This is a genomic window from Xanthomonas sp. WHRI 8393, from assembly GCF_040203315.1.
Taxonomy (GTDB): domain Bacteria; phylum Pseudomonadota; class Gammaproteobacteria; order Xanthomonadales; family Xanthomonadaceae; genus Xanthomonas; species Xanthomonas arboricola.
In genome coordinates, this window is sequence record NZ_JBEGGL010000007.1 from 73,331 (window position 1) to 87,642 (window position 14,312).

At 67.0% G+C, this 14,312-nt stretch carries 12 protein-coding genes; 6 read left to right on the forward strand and 6 right to left on the reverse strand.

The features are described from left to right. The first annotated feature begins 277 nt into the window (after positions 1 to 277). The 5 genes from ABQ137_RS18695 (at position 278) to ABQ137_RS18715 (ending at position 6,409) form a co-directional block, all read left to right on the forward strand. On the forward strand, positions 278 to 1,522 hold the full coding sequence (locus ABQ137_RS18695) for an efflux RND transporter periplasmic adaptor subunit (protein WP_161961239.1): 1,245 nt from the start codon (positions 278 to 280) through the stop codon (positions 1,520 to 1,522). A gap of 381 nt (positions 1,523 to 1,903) precedes the next feature. Next, positions 1,904 to 2,593 (forward strand): ABC transporter ATP-binding protein, encoded by a 690-nt coding sequence (locus ABQ137_RS18700; RefSeq protein ID WP_024939051.1) that lies wholly within the window; start codon positions 1,904 to 1,906, stop codon positions 2,591 to 2,593. Between the two features lie 12 nt (positions 2,594 to 2,605). After that, positions 2,606 to 3,766, forward strand: a complete 1,161-nt coding sequence (locus ABQ137_RS18705) for an ABC transporter permease (protein ID WP_046344898.1) — start codon at positions 2,606 to 2,608, stop codon at positions 3,764 to 3,766. A 7-nt stretch (positions 3,767 to 3,773) separates the two neighbouring features. Continuing rightward, positions 3,774 to 5,099 (forward strand): ABC transporter permease, encoded by a 1,326-nt coding sequence (locus ABQ137_RS18710; RefSeq protein WP_425479462.1) that lies wholly within the window; start codon positions 3,774 to 3,776, stop codon positions 5,097 to 5,099. 194 nt (positions 5,100 to 5,293) lie between these two features. Beyond that, positions 5,294 to 6,409 (forward strand): alpha/beta fold hydrolase, encoded by a 1,116-nt coding sequence (locus ABQ137_RS18715; protein ID WP_349783351.1) that lies wholly within the window; start codon positions 5,294 to 5,296, stop codon positions 6,407 to 6,409. A gap of 228 nt (positions 6,410 to 6,637) precedes the next feature. Here the strand turns inward: ABQ137_RS18715 and rarD are convergent, their stop codons facing one another. Continuing rightward, positions 6,638 to 7,549 carry an EamA family transporter RarD gene (rarD, locus tag ABQ137_RS18720; protein WP_104593404.1) on the reverse strand — a complete coding sequence of 304 codons (912 nt, stop codon included), beginning with the start codon at positions 7,547 to 7,549 and terminating at the stop codon, positions 6,638 to 6,640. Beyond that, positions 7,546 to 8,442, reverse strand: coding sequence for a drug/metabolite exporter YedA (gene yedA / locus ABQ137_RS18725; protein WP_024939056.1), 897 nt, complete (start codon positions 8,440 to 8,442; stop codon positions 7,546 to 7,548). Before yedA ends, rarD begins: the two co-directional genes overlap by 4 nt. Positions 8,443 to 8,528: 86 nt before the next feature. On the opposite strand from yedA, the gene ABQ137_RS18730 reads away from it, so the two are divergent. Then, complete coding sequence (locus ABQ137_RS18730; RefSeq protein WP_046344903.1) at positions 8,529 to 8,945, forward strand: Rap1a/Tai family immunity protein; 417 nt, start codon at positions 8,529 to 8,531, stop codon at positions 8,943 to 8,945. A 124-nt stretch (positions 8,946 to 9,069) separates the two neighbouring features. Here ABQ137_RS18730 and ABQ137_RS18735 read toward each other — a convergent pair whose 3' ends face one another. From ABQ137_RS18735 to ABQ137_RS18750, 4 genes are all read right to left on the reverse strand, one after another. Continuing rightward, on the reverse strand, positions 9,070 to 10,722 hold the full coding sequence (locus ABQ137_RS18735) for a M28 family metallopeptidase (RefSeq protein WP_065048491.1): 1,653 nt from the start codon (positions 10,720 to 10,722) through the stop codon (positions 9,070 to 9,072). Positions 10,723 to 11,575: 853 nt separating this feature from the next. Then, complete coding sequence (locus tag ABQ137_RS18740; protein WP_349783352.1) at positions 11,576 to 12,520, reverse strand: MBL fold metallo-hydrolase; 945 nt, start codon at positions 12,518 to 12,520, stop codon at positions 11,576 to 11,578. A 58-nt stretch (positions 12,521 to 12,578) separates the two neighbouring features. Then, positions 12,579 to 13,868: a tryptophan--tRNA ligase gene (locus ABQ137_RS18745; protein ID WP_349783353.1), complete on the reverse strand. Its 1,290-nt coding sequence runs from the start codon at positions 13,866 to 13,868 to the stop codon at positions 12,579 to 12,581. A 181-nt stretch (positions 13,869 to 14,049) separates the two neighbouring features. After that, positions 14,050 to 14,259 (reverse strand): CsbD family protein, encoded by a 210-nt coding sequence (locus ABQ137_RS18750; RefSeq protein WP_016904514.1) that lies wholly within the window; start codon positions 14,257 to 14,259, stop codon positions 14,050 to 14,052. Between the last annotated feature and the right edge of the window lie 53 nt (positions 14,260 to 14,312).

Here is a 14,312-nt window from a genome sequence, read left to right on the forward strand (position 1 = left end):
CATGTGGGTGATCGGATTCTGCCACTGCCGGGCCCGACCGGGCGCCCGATGCTGCAGCCTCGCCCATCCTGAAGGGCGCGGCCAGTTGCCGCTGTCATGCACGGCAGGTGACAGCTGTCACTGGTGGATGCCGCCATCGCGGTCGCATGCTGCGCAGCACCTGGCAGCAGCGTTGGTCGCGCTACCGTTCGTCGCCGATCGCATTGGTGACTTCCGGCAGCTTGCGGCGCCGCCTGCGGCCGGTCACATTTCGCGCAGCATCCCGTCCTGGTCATCGATGAATACTTCCGCCGATCTGCTCAAGCAACTCCGCATCGACCGCCAGCGTCCTGCCGCCCCCGAACCTGCACGGCGCGGCGGCTGGGTCATCGCCGCCGTGATCGTCATCGTGCTGCTGGCGGCCGCGGCGTGGTGGTTCACCCGCCGCCCGGTGGCGAAGGTACAGACCGCAGCGGTGGTGGCGATCAGCGCCGGCAGCAGCAGTGCCTCGGTGCTGGACGCATCGGGCTACGTGGTGGCGCGGCGCATGGCCACGGTGTCGGCGCAGGTCACCGGCAAGGTGCGCGAGGTGATGATCGAAGAAGGCATGCGCGTCGAACAAGGCCAGGTGATGGCCACGCTGGACCCGCTGGATGCCGATGCGCAGCGCACGCTGTCGGCATCGCAGCTGTCGGCCGCACGCAGCCAGGTCGACAACATGCAGGCGCAACTGGCAGTGGCCAATGCCGATGCGGCGCGGCTGCAATCGTTGGTCGGTGCGCAACTGGTGTCGCGCTCGCAGTACGAGCAGGCCACTGCACAGCGCGATGCCTTGCGCGCACAGCTACAGAATGCGCAACGCAATGTGCGCGTGGCATCGGACCAGCTGGCGATCTCGGCAATCCGCTCGGACTTCAACGTGGTGCGTGCGCCGTTTGCCGGCGTGGTCACCGCCAAGGCCGCGCAGCCCGGCGAAATCGTCTCGCCGCTGTCGGCCGGCGGCGGCTTCACCCGCACCGGCATCGGCACCATCGTGGACATGGAATCGCTGGAGATCGAAGTGGAAGTGGGCGAGTCCTACATCGGCCGCGTGCAGCCGAAGATGCCGGTGGAAGCGGTGCTCAACGCCTATCCGGAATGGAAGATTCCCGGCGAGGTGATCGCCATCATTCCCACGGCCGACCGCGGCAAGGCCACGGTGAAGGTGCGCGTGGCGCTCAAGCTCAAGGACCCGCGCATCGTGCCGGAGATGGGCGTGCGGGTGAGCTTTCTGGAACGGGCCAATACGCAGGAGGCCAGCAAGCCGCAAGGCGTGCGCGTGCCGGCTGCGGCACTGGTCGAACGCGACACGCGCACGGTCGCGTTCGTGGTCGGCGAGCGCAACACCGTCAGCATGAAGACGGTCACTCCCGGGATGGTGATGGGCGAGGACCGCCAGGTGGTGTCGGGTTTGAGTGCGGGCGACACTGTGGTGCTGGATCCGCCGCAAGGCCTGAAAGACGGCGACACGGTGGCCGAAGCCGACGCGGCCGCTGCCGAGTAACTGCGCCGGTCACTGCAGTCACCAGCTGGGCAGCGACGCCGCTCCGGGGAGCGCGGCGCCCACGGTGGCGGCAATGGCTGATGCGATCGTGGCACCTGGATGGCGCTGCGATCGCGCAAGGCGATGCAGCCACATAGCAACGATCACAGCGGCGTTGGTGATCCACAGCCAGCGGCGTCATCGGTCAGTGCAGACCTAGCCGCCTGGCTTGTCGCCGCCATGCGTCGTCGCGCATGTCCCAGCAGTTGCGTCTGTCGTCATCCAGCCTCGCACCGTCTTGCCGCCTCACCGTCACCGCATCGCCGTGTTGCCGCCTCATGCAATCGCGGTCGCCATGCCGCATCGCGCTTGCCTCTTTCCATTGCACCGCCAGGAGTCGCCATGACCGCTCTCGTCAGCTTGCGCAACATCACCAAGACCTACCAACGCGGCCCCGAGCAGGTGCAGGTGCTGCACGGCATCGACCTGGAGATCGCCAGCGGCGACTTCGTCGCGCTGATGGGTCCGTCCGGCTCGGGCAAGACCACCTTGCTCAATCTGATCGGCGGGCTGGACAACCCCAGCGGTGGCGAGATCGAGATCCAGGGCGAGCGCATCGACCGCATGAGCGGCGGCCAGCTCGCGACCTGGCGCAGTCACCACGTCGGCTTCGTGTTCCAGTTCTACAACCTGATGCCGATGCTCACCGCGCAAAAGAACGTGGAGCTGCCGTTGCTGCTCACCGCGCTCAACGCCGCGCAACGCAAGCGCAATGCGGAAATCGCCCTGACCCTGGTCGGCCTGCAGGAACGCCGCAACCACAAGCCCAGCGAACTGTCCGGCGGCCAGCAGCAGCGCGTGGCGATTGCACGCGCGATCGTGTCCGACCCCACGTTCCTGATCTGCGACGAACCCACCGGCGATCTGGACCGCCATAACGCCGAGGAGATCCTGCGCCTGCTGCAGGAACTCAATCGCGAACACGGCAAGACCATCGTGATGGTGACCCACGACCCCAAGGCCGCCGAGTACGCTACCCATACCATCCATCTGGACAAGGGCGAGCTGGCCGATGCGCCGCTCGTGCTCTAAGGGAGTGCTGCCATGAAGTATCTCTGGCTGGTGTGGGCGCAGTTGTTCCGCAGCAAGACCCGCACCTTGTTGACCTTGCTGTCGGTGGTGGCGGCGTTCCTGCTGTTCGGCATGCTCGATTCGGTGCGCGTGGCCTTCACTTCCGGCGGCAGCGTCAGCGGCGTGAACCGCCTGGTGGTGGCCTCGCGCCTGTCGATCACCCAATCGCTGCCGATCAGCCTGGAGCCGCAGATCCGCAGCGTGCCGGGCGTGCGCGATGTGACCTCGGCGATGTGGTTCGGCGGCATCTACCGCGACCCGAAGAATTTCTTCCCGAACTTTTCGGTAGCGCCCAATTTTTTCGACGTCTACAGCGAGTACGAGCTGCCCAAGGAACAGCTCAAGGCGTTCCAGACCACGCGCACCGGCGCCATCGTCGGCGAGACCCTGGCCAAGGCCAATGGCTGGAAGATCGGCGACACCATTCCGCTGCAGGCCACCATCTTCCCGCGTGGCGGCAGCAACGACTGGCCGCTGCAACTGGTGGGCATCTTCCGCATGAAGGACCGCGCGGTGGCGGCCAATCAGGAACGCCAGTTGATGATGAACTGGAAATACTTCGACGAGTCCAACGACTACATCAAGAGCAGGGTCAGCTGGTACACGGTGACGTTGCGCAACGCCGACCAGGCCTCGCGTGTGGCGCAGGCGATCGACGCGTTGTCGGCCAACTCCGATCATGAAACCAAGTCGCAGACCGAATCGGCGTTCCAGCAGGCCTTCATCAAACAGTTCGCCGATATCGGCCTGATCGTCACCTCGATCATGGCCGCGGTGTTCTTCACCTTGCTGCTGCTGACCGGCAACACCATGGCGCAGGCGGTGCGCGAGCGCATACCGGAGCTGGCCACGCTCAAGACGCTGGGCTTTCAGGACCGCACCGTGTTGAGTCTGGTGATGGTGGAGTCGGTGCTGTTGATCGGCCTGGGCGGGTTGATCGGCATGGGTCTGGCGTCGCTGGTGATTCCGCTGGTGGCCGCACGCAGCGGCGGGGTGATGCCGGTGCAGGGCGTGCCGCTGCAGACCTGGTTGGTCGGGCTGGGCCTGATGGCCGGCATCGGCATCGTGGTGGGTGTGCTGCCGGCGCGACGCGCGCAGCGCTTGAAGATCGTCGATGCCCTCGCCGGCCGCTGACAGGAGCATGCAGATGCAAACCCAATGGAAGAACCGTCTGGTCAATCTGCTGTCGGTCGTGTCGCTGGCCGTCGGGTTGGCCGTGTGGATCGCGCTGCCGTGGATCGGCGTGCTGGTCGCCGCCGCCTTGCTGGCGGTGTGGCTGGTTGTCACCCGCAGCGGCCGGCTGTCACTGGCCGCTGCACGTATCGGCATCGCCACGCTGCCGCAACGCTGGGGTGCCAGCTCGGTGATCGTGGTCGGCATCGCCGGTGTGGTCGGCGTGCTGGTGGCGATGCTGGCGATGGGCCAGGGGTTTCAGGCCACGCTCAACAGCACCGGCGACGACACTACCGCGATTGTTCTGCGCGGCGGCTCGCAGGCCGAAACCAACTCGGTGATCACCCGCGACCTGGTGCCGCTGATCGGCAGCCTGCCCGGCATCGCCGCCGATGCCAGGGGCCGCCCGCTGCTGTCGCCGGAGCTCTCGCAGGTGGTCAACATCGCCTCCAGATCCGATGGCACCGACGTCAACGCGCAACTGCGTGGCGTGGGCGAACAGGCCTGGGCGGTGCACGACAAGGTCAGGCTGGTGCAGGGACGGCGCTTCACCCCCGGCCTGCGCGAGATCGTGGTCGGCAAGGGCGCGTTGACTCAGTTCCGCGGACTGCAGCTGGGCAAGACGCTCACCCTCGGCAGCCAGCAATGGACCGTGGTCGGCGTGTTTGCCTCCGGCGATGCGCACGATTCGGAGCTGTGGACCGATGCGCAGACGCTGGCCACCACCTACAACCGCAGCGCCTACCAGTCGATCAGCGTGCGCACCACCGGCAAGGCCGGTTTCAGCCAGTTCAAGACCGCCATGGGCGCCGATCCGCGGCTCAAACTGGATGTGGAAACCACCCGTGCCTACTACGGCAAACAGGGCGGCGGCTTGAACAGGTTGATCAGCATCCTGGGCACGGTGATCGGCGCGATCATGGCGGTGGGCGCGGTGTTCGGCGCGCTCAATACCATGTATGCGGCGGTGGCCACGCGCGCGCGCGAGATCGCCACGATGCGGGCGATCGGCTTCCGCGGCACGCCGGTGATCATGGCGCTGATGCTGGAGACCATGCTGCTGGCGCTGCTGGGCGGCTTGCTCGGTGGCCTGATCGCCTGGGCCATCTTCAATGGCTACAGCGTGTCCACGCTGGGCAGCAACTTCAGCCAGATCGTGTTCCAGTTCAAGGTCTCGCCGGAGCTGTTGTGGAGCGGGCTCAAATGGGCGCTGGGCATTGGCCTGGTCGGCGGGCTGTTCCCGGCCTTGCGGGCGGCGCGGTTGCCGATCACCACTGCCTTGCGTGAGGTTTAGGCGGGCCGCTGGCCCGCCCGAGAATCGGGAATCGGGAATCGGGAGTGGGGATTGGTGACAGCCAACGCGGAGCAAGTGCGCTGCTGCGGCTGAACGCAGTGCGGGCTGTCATCGTTTTGTCACTGCACTGCGGTAGATGCGCGGGTCGGGCAGGCCGTAGGCTGCCCGGCCGTTGCATCCATCGATCTTCGCCCATGACGCGCCTGATTCTGCTGGCCTGCGCCTGCCTGTGGCTGGCCGGCTGTTCCTCGTCCTCCACCTCGCTCAGCGAGCGCCTGGTTGCACCCGGCGGCACCTCGCCACTGCTGGACGAGGAGCGCATTGCCGCCACCATCGCCACGGTGCCCAACCGCAGCGGGCATGTGGTCACGCGCGATCAGGTGCCGATCTTCTGGCGCGCGATCGACCCCGGCCAGTACGCCATGCACTACCGCTATCTCGGCCAGCGCCACGATCCGGCGCATGCGCTGGATGTCGATTTCAGTTTCAAGGTGCCCACCGCGACCCCGCCGACGCCGCGCGGCACCGTGGTGCTGCTGCATGGCTGGATGATGGATGGCGATTCGCTGCTGCCATGGTCGCTGGAACTGGCGCAGGCCGGCTACCGGGTGATCACCATCGACCTGCGCAACCACGGCCATTCCGGCGGTGGCCCGTCCGGTTACGGGACGCGCGAATCCGACGACGTCATCGACGTGCTCGATGCACTGCAACCGCGTGGCGAGATCCGTGGCCCGCTGTACCTGTTCGGCATTTCCTACGGCGCCGCCACCGCGCTGTTCACCGCCGACAAGCTCGGGCCGCGTGTGACCGGCGTGGTAGCGATGGAATCCTTCGCCAACGCCGGGCGCGGCATTCGCGACATGGTCCCGCACCTGCTCGCCAGCCAACCGAATGGCTGGCGTGGGCAGGCGGTGGCCGCGTATGCGCGCTGGCGTTATGCCGACCAGAATATCGATGCGGTGATCGCCGCCGCCGACCGCCAGCTGCAGCTGGACCTGGACCACGTCGATGTCACGCAGGCCTTGGCCGACACGCGCAGCTGCGTGCTGCTGGTGCACGGCGATGCCGATCAGCACATCCCGGTCGCGCATGGGCGTGCGCTGGCGCTGGCCAGCCCGCGCGCGCACTACGTCGAGCTGCCTGGCGAAACCCATCTGAGCCTGCCGCTGCGGCTGGATCTGCTGGGTGGACCGATCGACCAGTGGCTGGCGCAGACGCAACAGGATCCAGGCCACTGCCCCGCGCCGCAGGCACTGCCGACCTCCACGCTGGCGGTGGCGACATCGGCGTTGGCGCCGCGCGGCTGAGAGCGGCTGACAGACGCCGCCAACAGTCGTCAGGCGGTAGCTAACCGCGCGTTACGAAACGGTGGGTCTGAATGATATGCCGTTGACTGCAGAACGCAGTGGTCTGTTGCTCGCCCTGAATCCAGGCAGGAGCTGCGCAACGGCAGGCTGTCGAAGCGCGCACCGCGCTGCTGCCCACCGCGCAACGCAGCCGCTGCGCGATTGCCCGGATCGCGCATCGGCCGATGCTTAAGGCGTCACCACCATCGGCCGCCGCTGCCGCCACAGGCTATCGCCGACGAACAGCAGCAGCCCCACCCAGATCGCGGCAAATCCGATCGCGCGCCCCTGATCGAACGGCTCGTGGAAGAACCACACGCCCAGCAGCAACTGCAGGCTCGGCGCGATGTATTGCAGGATGCCCACCAGCGACAGCGGAATCCGCCGCACGCCATACGCAAACCCGATCAGCGGCACCGCGGTCAGCACGCCGCCGACGATCAGCAGCAGATCGGTACGCAGATCCCAGCCGCTCAGGAAGGCGCCGCCATGGCCCTGCTCGCCCCAGCCCGCCAGCAGCAGCGCCGGCACGAACAGGTACACGCTTTCCACGCCCAGCCCGGCCACCGGATCCACCGCCACCAGCTTGCGCAGCAGGCCGTAGGCACCGAACGAGAACGCCAGCCCCAGCGCGATCCACGGCGGCGCACCGGCATCCAGGGTCAGCCACAGCACGCCCACCGCCGCACACACCACCGCCACCCACTGGATGCGCTGCAGGCGTTCCTTCAGCACCAGCACGCCCAGCAACACGCTCAGCAGCGGATTGATGAAATAGCCCAGGCTGGCCTCGATCACGTGCCCGGCGTTGATCGCCCAGATATACAGGCCCCAGTTGAACGCAATCGCCACGCTGCTGCCGGCCAGCATCCATAGCGCGCGCGGCTGCGCGGCGATGGCGCGCCACCAGCGCAGGCCCGAGGTGGCCAGCAACCACGCCACCACCAACAGCGCGCTCCAGACGATGCGGTGCGCGATGATCTGCAGCGACGGCACCGCCTTGAGCAGGTGCCAGTACAGCGGCACCAGGCCCCAGATCACGAAGGTCGATGCGGTGATCAACAGCCCGCGACGCGCCTCGGTCGGCGAGACCGCCGTCATCGCCGCGCCTTGGCCAGGGTCACCACCAGCACGCCGGACAGGATCACCGCCATCGCGCCGATGTCGTGCGCGCTGAAACGCTCATGCCCCAGCCAGGCACCCAACGCCACCGCAATCACCGGGTTGACGTAGGCGTAGCTGCCGGCCAACGCCGGGCGCACGTGATGCAGCAGCCACACGTAGGCGGTAAACGCCACGATCGAGCCGAACACGCACAGGTAGGCCACGGCCAGCAGCCCCTGCGAGGTCGGCAGGCTCTGTGGGCGCTCGCCGATCAGCAGGCCGGTGCTGACCAGCAACACGCCGCCGCACAGCATCTGCCCGGCGGCAGTCATGAACGGCGACGGCAGGTCGCGTCCGCGCGACCACACCGAGCCGAAGGCCCAGCCGATCGGCGCGATCAGCAGCAACACCAGCCCGCCCGGCGTGGCGGTCAGGCTGCTGCCGGCGTTGAGCCAGACCACGCCCAGAAAGCCGATCACGATACCCAGCCATTCGCCACGGCTGGCGTGCTGCCCGCGCAAGGCGCCGAACAAGGCCATCCACAGCGGCACCGATGCCACCGAGGTGGCGGCCAGGCCGGACGACACGCTGCGCTCGGCCAGCACCACCATGCCGTTGCCCAGCAGCAACAGGGCCGCGCCCATCATCGCCACGTTCTTCCATTGCGCGCGCGTCGGCGCAGCCACACCGCGCCAGCGCAGCACCGCATACAGCACTGTGCCGGCCACGATGAAGCGCGCCCCGGACACCATGGTCAGCGGGAGCGCGCCGCCTTCCAACGCAAAGCGGATCGCCAGATAGGTCGAGCCCCAGACCACATAGACCAGCAACAACGCGACAACGACCAGGCCGCTGCGCGCAGGCGCCACAGCATCGTGTGAAGAGGACATCGAAGATTGCCAAATACAGCGGAAACTTCAATTCTAGATCACCTGCCCACGCCAACGTCGTACGCCTCTCGGGCGCCTGCCGCGGTATGGTGCGCATTGATCCCCGGCCCGGAGTGCATATGCAGCGTCGCGTCCCCTGGTTGATGTTGGCCGCCCTGACCGTGCTATCGGCCAGCGCATTGGCACGCGTACCCGAACCCTGGGAGCCCAGCGGGCGCAAACTCCTCGAGGCCGGGCTGGACGGTTCGTTGGCGCCGGAGATCGCGCCCGAACAAACCGAGCTCAAGGTCATGCTCTCGGCAAACCGCGCCGGCGCTTACCTGCTCGGCGTCGCCAGCAGCAGTTACCGCACGCAATGGTGCATGCCGGCCGGCAAGAGCGGCCCGCCGGACATGCAGGCGATCATCAGCGATATCGGCGCGCTACCCGATGCGCGCCTGGACGAGGCCGCACCTGCGTTGATCGTGCAGGCGTTGGCCAAGCGCTACCCGTGCCGCAAATAGGCGGCGCGGTCGCCGCAAGCCGGCTCGACCAACCGCCACGCAATGGCCGGATGCACTGACGTTCGCCTCGCCGATCGCCCGACGCCCGGGCTCGAAAGCAGCAGGCGTTTGCATACCACCGGCCCTACTTGCGCGCGGCGTCGCTGCTGGCGCGGATCGCCTTGAACTCCGAACCGTCCTGCCAGCTCGGCCACTGCCGGCCGTTGGCCAGCGCCACGCCGACATCGTAGACCAGGGTGGTGTCGGCCGCGTGGCCGCTGGCATCCCATTGCGGGGTCCAGCGATCGCAGGGCTGGTGATAGCACTCGGCAAAATACTTGTCGCGCAGCGCCTTGCCGGCCGCCACGCCGCCGTCGAGCATGTCCAGCCCGGGACCGGCGGTGATCGCCGGCACGCCCATGCGCGCAAAGGCGAAATGGTCGGCGCGGTAGAAGAAGCCCGCTTCCAGATTCGGGTCCGGCGAATAGCTGCGGCCGCGCGCCTTGGCGGCGGTTTCCAGATCGCCTTCCAGCGACACCCGTCCGCGTCCCCACGAGGCGATATCGCGGGTGGGGCCATCCGGGCTGAACATCTCCATGTTGAGTACCGCCACGGTCTTGTCCAGCGGCGCCAGCGGATGCGCGGCGTAATAGTTGGCGCCGAGCAGGCCCTTCTCTTCTGCCGTCAACGCGATGAAATACAGCGTGCGCTGCGGCTTGGGGCCGGCCGCGAACACGCGCGCCAGTTCCAGCACGCTGGCCACGCCGGTGGCGTTGTCCACCGCGCCACGCCGCACCGTGTCGCCGCCGGCATCGGCCTTGCCAACGCCGAACGCATCCCAGTGCGCGGAGAAGATCACCGTCTCGTCCGGATGCTGGCTGCCGGTGAGCTTGGCCACCACGTTGTGCGTGACCACGCGCTCGCGCTTGAGCTTGAAGTCCACCGACAGCGTCGCATCGCCCAATGCCACCGGGGCGAAGTCGCGCTGCTGCGCGCGCTGCTTGGCCTGCGCAAAATCCAGCCCGGCGCGCTGGAACAGCGACACCGCCAACGCCTGCTGCATCCAGCCACGCACCGGCACATGCTGCGCCTTCGCATCGGCATCGCTGCGTTCGATATCGAACAACGGCGATAGGCCCGAACTCTGCACCGTCGCCCAGCCGTACGCGGCCGGCGCGGTCTCGTGCACGATCAACACGCCGGCGGCACCACGACGCGCGGCCTCTTCGTACTTGTAGGTCCAGCGGCCGTAGTAGGTCACCGCCTTGCCATCGAAGGCGCCAGGCTGGCTGGATTCGAAGTCGGCATCGTTGATCAGCACCACCGCGATCTTGCCGCGCAGGTCCACGCCCTTGTAGTCGTCCCACTGCCGCTCCGGCGCACTGATGCCGTAGCCCACGAACACCAGCGGTGCATGCTTCAAGCGCACCGCGTCCTGCGGACGCAGGCTCTGCAGGGTCACATCGGTGCCATTGACCAGCGTCTGGCTCTTGCCGCCGACACGCAGGCTGGCGCGCACCGGGCCATCGACCTGGGCGCGCACCAACGGCACCGCCTGGGTCCAACCGCCCTGCTCGCCACCCGGCTGCAGGCCGCCAGCCTTGAACTGCTCGACCAGGTAATCGACCGTGCGCTGCTCGCCGGCACTGGCCGGCGCACGGCCCTCGAACTCGTCCGAGGCCAGCAGGCGCACATGCCGCGACAACGCTTCGGCATCGATGCCGCCACCGGGCAGATCGTTGGCGGCCTGCGCCACGCCCCCCACGAATAGGCAGGCGGACAACAACAGGATGCGCATCGGATTCACGGCATGGCCTTGCAACAGATAGATGACACACAGTTTACAAGCGCGCGGCCGCCACGGGAGCGCTTTGACCCGCGCTGGCAGGCGCGATGTCTTCCTTTCTAGCAGGCCCCTTGGGCTGCATGGATGCTGTCACGGAGCTGCATGGGGATGTACGGAATGTCATGCGCGTGGTGATGGCATCGCGCTTTCGACTCACTGGGCTTTTTGAACCGAGACTTTTTTTCGCGTCTAAACGCGGCTACGGGTCAAGGTCTCGATTGTTTTGGCATTGTTTTCCGGAGCCTGTGCAGTGCGGATAGATCGGTTGCAGGGCGGCGGATCTGCGGCTTGGCTGCAAGGCCCTTGCCCGCCCACCATCGCGGGACACGCCGCAAGTACGTCCTTGTAGGCTCTTACGCGGCATCCTTGCCGCGTAAGGTCCCGCGACGGTGAGCGGACAAGGACCCGTCGGGATGGTCGGTGTGCATGGTTAAAAGCGGTGCATGACCTGCGCCGGTCGGATCACTTGTGCGTTCGATTAGCGCCTCACCATCTTTCGATCACAAGCCGAGCGGCGGACAGGCGTCAACACGCAACTTAAAACGTCTCAGCTACTACCACTAGCCGAGCAACAAGCTTTCAAAAGCAGCCGACCAACTCTCTGGTGCGGTGTCCTCGCCGATTGCGGGGACCGTGTGGCGGCGTGGATGCCGCCACCGCGCCTCCACGCACGGATTCAAGGCGTGTCCCGCAAGCGGTGAGGACACCGCGCGCACTCGACTGACGCGGCTTTTTGACTGTCGCCGAACGATGCGACGACTCGCTGCAGCGTTCGAGTGGGTGGATGTTACCCACTCCAGCGGCGCTAATTGGTACGCGTCGCGCGATCCAGCCAGCACGCCAGGCCCTGCGCGTTGAGTTCGATATCGGTGCCCAGTAGCTGCGCCACGCGTGCATCATCCAGCCGGCAGCCGTGCAGGCGGGCGCGTTGCAGATACAGGTCGGTCAGCGCCGCCACCATGCAGCGATGGCGGTCCGCACGCTGCGCGCAGTCCAGCGCGATGGCGGTCATCGCATGGATCTGCTCGACCAGTGCCTGCGCCAGCGGTGCCGGCGATTCGACCCGGCCGTAGTGGGTGAGATACATCGCCTGCGGCGCGGTCTCCATCAGCCGCGCGATCGAGTGCAGCATCGCCTCCGGTTCGAACTGCACCGGCGAGGAGGTCGGCAGGATGAAGGCGCCTTGCGCGCTATCAAGCTGGCGATACGACAGGCCGAAGGTGTCGCCAGTGAACCAGCTGCGGCTACGCGCATCCCACACGCACAGATGATGGCGTGCGTGGCCCGGCGTCTCGATGGTGCGCAGCGCGCGCTCGCCCAGCATCACGGTCTGTCCGTCGACCGCTTCCACCACGCGCTCGGCCGGCACCGGCACGATCGCGCCGTAACTGCGCGCCATTTCCGCCGCGCCGTACACCGCCGTGGCACCGGCGATCAGTCGGGCGGGGTCGATCATGTGCGGCGCGCCGCGCGGATGCACCAGCACCCGCGCATTGGGCAGATGCTGCAGCAAGGCTCCCGCCCCGCCGGCGTGATCCAGATGCACGTGGGTCAGGATCAGCCAGTCGACCTGCGCCGGCGTCAGCCCGGCCGACTGCAATGCGGCCAGCATCTGCGGCACCGACAGCGAAGTGCCGCAATCGACGAAGGCGCCACGTTGCGCCTCGACGATCAGGTACGCCGCATCGAACTGCACACCGCCAAAGCCGGTGTCGATGGTGTGGATGCTGGAATCGGCAGTCGCTGTCATTGCTCCCCCCACGGCTATGCGAGAGGCCACAGTCTAGCCACCGGCTCCACGAGTGTCGTTACGCCTCGCGCAACACGCGCAGCGCCGCCAGGATCACCTCCGCCTCCACCTGCGCATGCACGCCCGGCAATTGCAGGTCGCTGCCTTGCTCGGCCTGCTTCAGCCGCGCAATCAGTTGGCCCGCATCGCGTGGCGAGGCGAAGCCATCGCTCTGCAGCAACAACGCACCGGCGCCATCGGTCAACTTGAAATAGAACTGCCCGTCGCTCTCGCGGTATTGCTTGAACACCGGCGGCGCGCTCTTCTCGCCCACCGGCGTCGCAGCCGCATCGCCCTGGCTGGACAGATCGCGCAGCCCCACCGCAGCACGCAGCTCGGCCAAAAACGGCGTGGCGTAGCGTGCGCGCAGACGTGCGCCACCAGCGCGCAGGATCGCCTCGATCTTGGCCGGCTCGGCCATCAGCGCCTCGTAGCGCGTGCGCAGCGGTGCGATCTCCTGGTCGATACGCTCGAACAGCTGCTGCTTGGCGTCGCCCCAGCCGATGCCATCGGCAAAAGCCTGCGCAAAGGCCGCCGTTTCCTGCGGCGTGGCGAAGGCCTGGTACAGCTGGAACAGTGCCGACCCCTGCGTGTCCTTGGCTTCGCCGGGCGCGCGCGAATCGGTGAGGATGGAGAACACCAGCTTGCGCAGTTCCTCGCGCGGGGCGAACAGCGGAATCGTGTTGCCGTAACTCTTGCTCATCTTGCGGCCGTCCAGACCCGGCAAGGTCGAGACCTGTTCGTCGATCACCACCTCGGGCAGGGTGAAAAAGTCGCGGCCATACACGTGGTTGAAGCGCTGGGCGAAATCGCGCGCCATCTCGATATGCTGGATCTGGTCGCGCCCCACCGGCACCTTGTGCGCGTTGAAGATCAGGATGTCTGCGGCCATCAGCACCGGGTACATGAACAGGCCGGCGGTCACGCCCGCATCGTCGTCTTCGCCGTCGGCGCGATTCTTGTCCACCGCCGCCTTGTAGGCATGCGCACGGTTGAGGATGCCCTTGCCGGCCACGCAGGTCAGCAGCCACAGCAACTCGGTGGTCTCCGGCACATCGGACTGGCGATAGAACCACACCGTTTCCGGGTCCAGGCCGCAGGCCAACCAGCTGGCGGCGATCTCCAATGTGGAGCGCTGCGTCCGCGCCGGGTCCTGCGCCTTGATCAGGCTGTGCAGGTCGGCCAGGAAGTAGAAGCTTTCCGTATCGGCAGCCGTACTGGCCTGGATGGCCGGGCGGATCGCGCCGACGTAATTGCCCAGATGCGGGGTGCCGGAAGTGGTGATGCCGGTAAGGACGCGAGTGGTCATCTGCGTAAGGCCAGGGAGTCAGCACGCAAGTTTAGCGGTTCCGTGCCCCTGGCATGAACGAGACGGTGCCTTGTACCTGCCGCTACCGGCAGCGGCGGCAGACGCAAGACGGGCCGCATCGAGCGGCCCGTCCTGTGCAGTTGCGCTCACCACGGCGGGTGGGCGCGGTTGCGCGGCACCGTCAGGTGTCGTCGCGCAACGATTTTTCGAAGGCGCGCACCTCGGTCTGGGCGCGGTCGCGATCCCAGCCGTAGCGCTCCTGCAACTTACCCTGCAGATATTCGGCGTTGCCCTCGGCAACCTTGAAATCGTCGTCGGTGAGGTCGCCCCACTTGGCCTGCGCCTTGCCCTTGAGCTGGGTCCACTTGCCGGAAATGATGTCAGTGTTCATTGCGTCGACTCCGCTGCTGCGGCCGCGATTGACCGTCTACGCAGGTTGCCCAT

Bases quoted from the DNA above. Each gene is read 5' to 3' on its own strand.
- ABQ137_RS18695 (WP_161961239.1), top strand. From the start codon at position 278: ATGAATACTTCCGCCGATCTGCTCAAGCAACTCCGCATCGACCGCCAG.
- ABQ137_RS18700 (WP_024939051.1), top strand. From the start codon at position 1,904: ATGACCGCTCTCGTCAGCTTGCGCAACATCACCAAGACCTACCAACGC.
- ABQ137_RS18705 (WP_046344898.1), top strand. From the start codon at position 2,606: ATGAAGTATCTCTGGCTGGTGTGGGCGCAGTTGTTCCGCAGCAAGACC.
- ABQ137_RS18710 (WP_425479462.1), top strand. From the start codon at position 3,774: ATGCAGATGCAAACCCAATGGAAGAACCGTCTGGTCAATCTGCTGTCG.
- ABQ137_RS18715 (WP_349783351.1), top strand. From the start codon at position 5,294: ATGACGCGCCTGATTCTGCTGGCCTGCGCCTGCCTGTGGCTGGCCGGC.
- rarD (WP_104593404.1), bottom strand. From the start codon at position 7,549: ATGACGGCGGTCTCGCCGACCGAGGCGCGTCGCGGGCTGTTGATCACC.
- yedA (WP_024939056.1), bottom strand. From the start codon at position 8,442: ATGTCCTCTTCACACGATGCTGTGGCGCCTGCGCGCAGCGGCCTGGTC.
- ABQ137_RS18730 (WP_046344903.1), top strand. From the start codon at position 8,529: ATGGTGCGCATTGATCCCCGGCCCGGAGTGCATATGCAGCGTCGCGTC.
- ABQ137_RS18735 (WP_065048491.1), bottom strand. From the start codon at position 10,722: ATGCGCATCCTGTTGTTGTCCGCCTGCCTATTCGTGGGGGGCGTGGCG.
- ABQ137_RS18740 (WP_349783352.1), bottom strand. From the start codon at position 12,520: ATGACAGCGACTGCCGATTCCAGCATCCACACCATCGACACCGGCTTT.
- ABQ137_RS18745 (WP_349783353.1), bottom strand. From the start codon at position 13,868: ATGACCACTCGCGTCCTTACCGGCATCACCACTTCCGGCACCCCGCAT.
- ABQ137_RS18750 (WP_016904514.1), bottom strand. From the start codon at position 14,259: ATGAACACTGACATCATTTCCGGCAAGTGGACCCAGCTCAAGGGCAAG.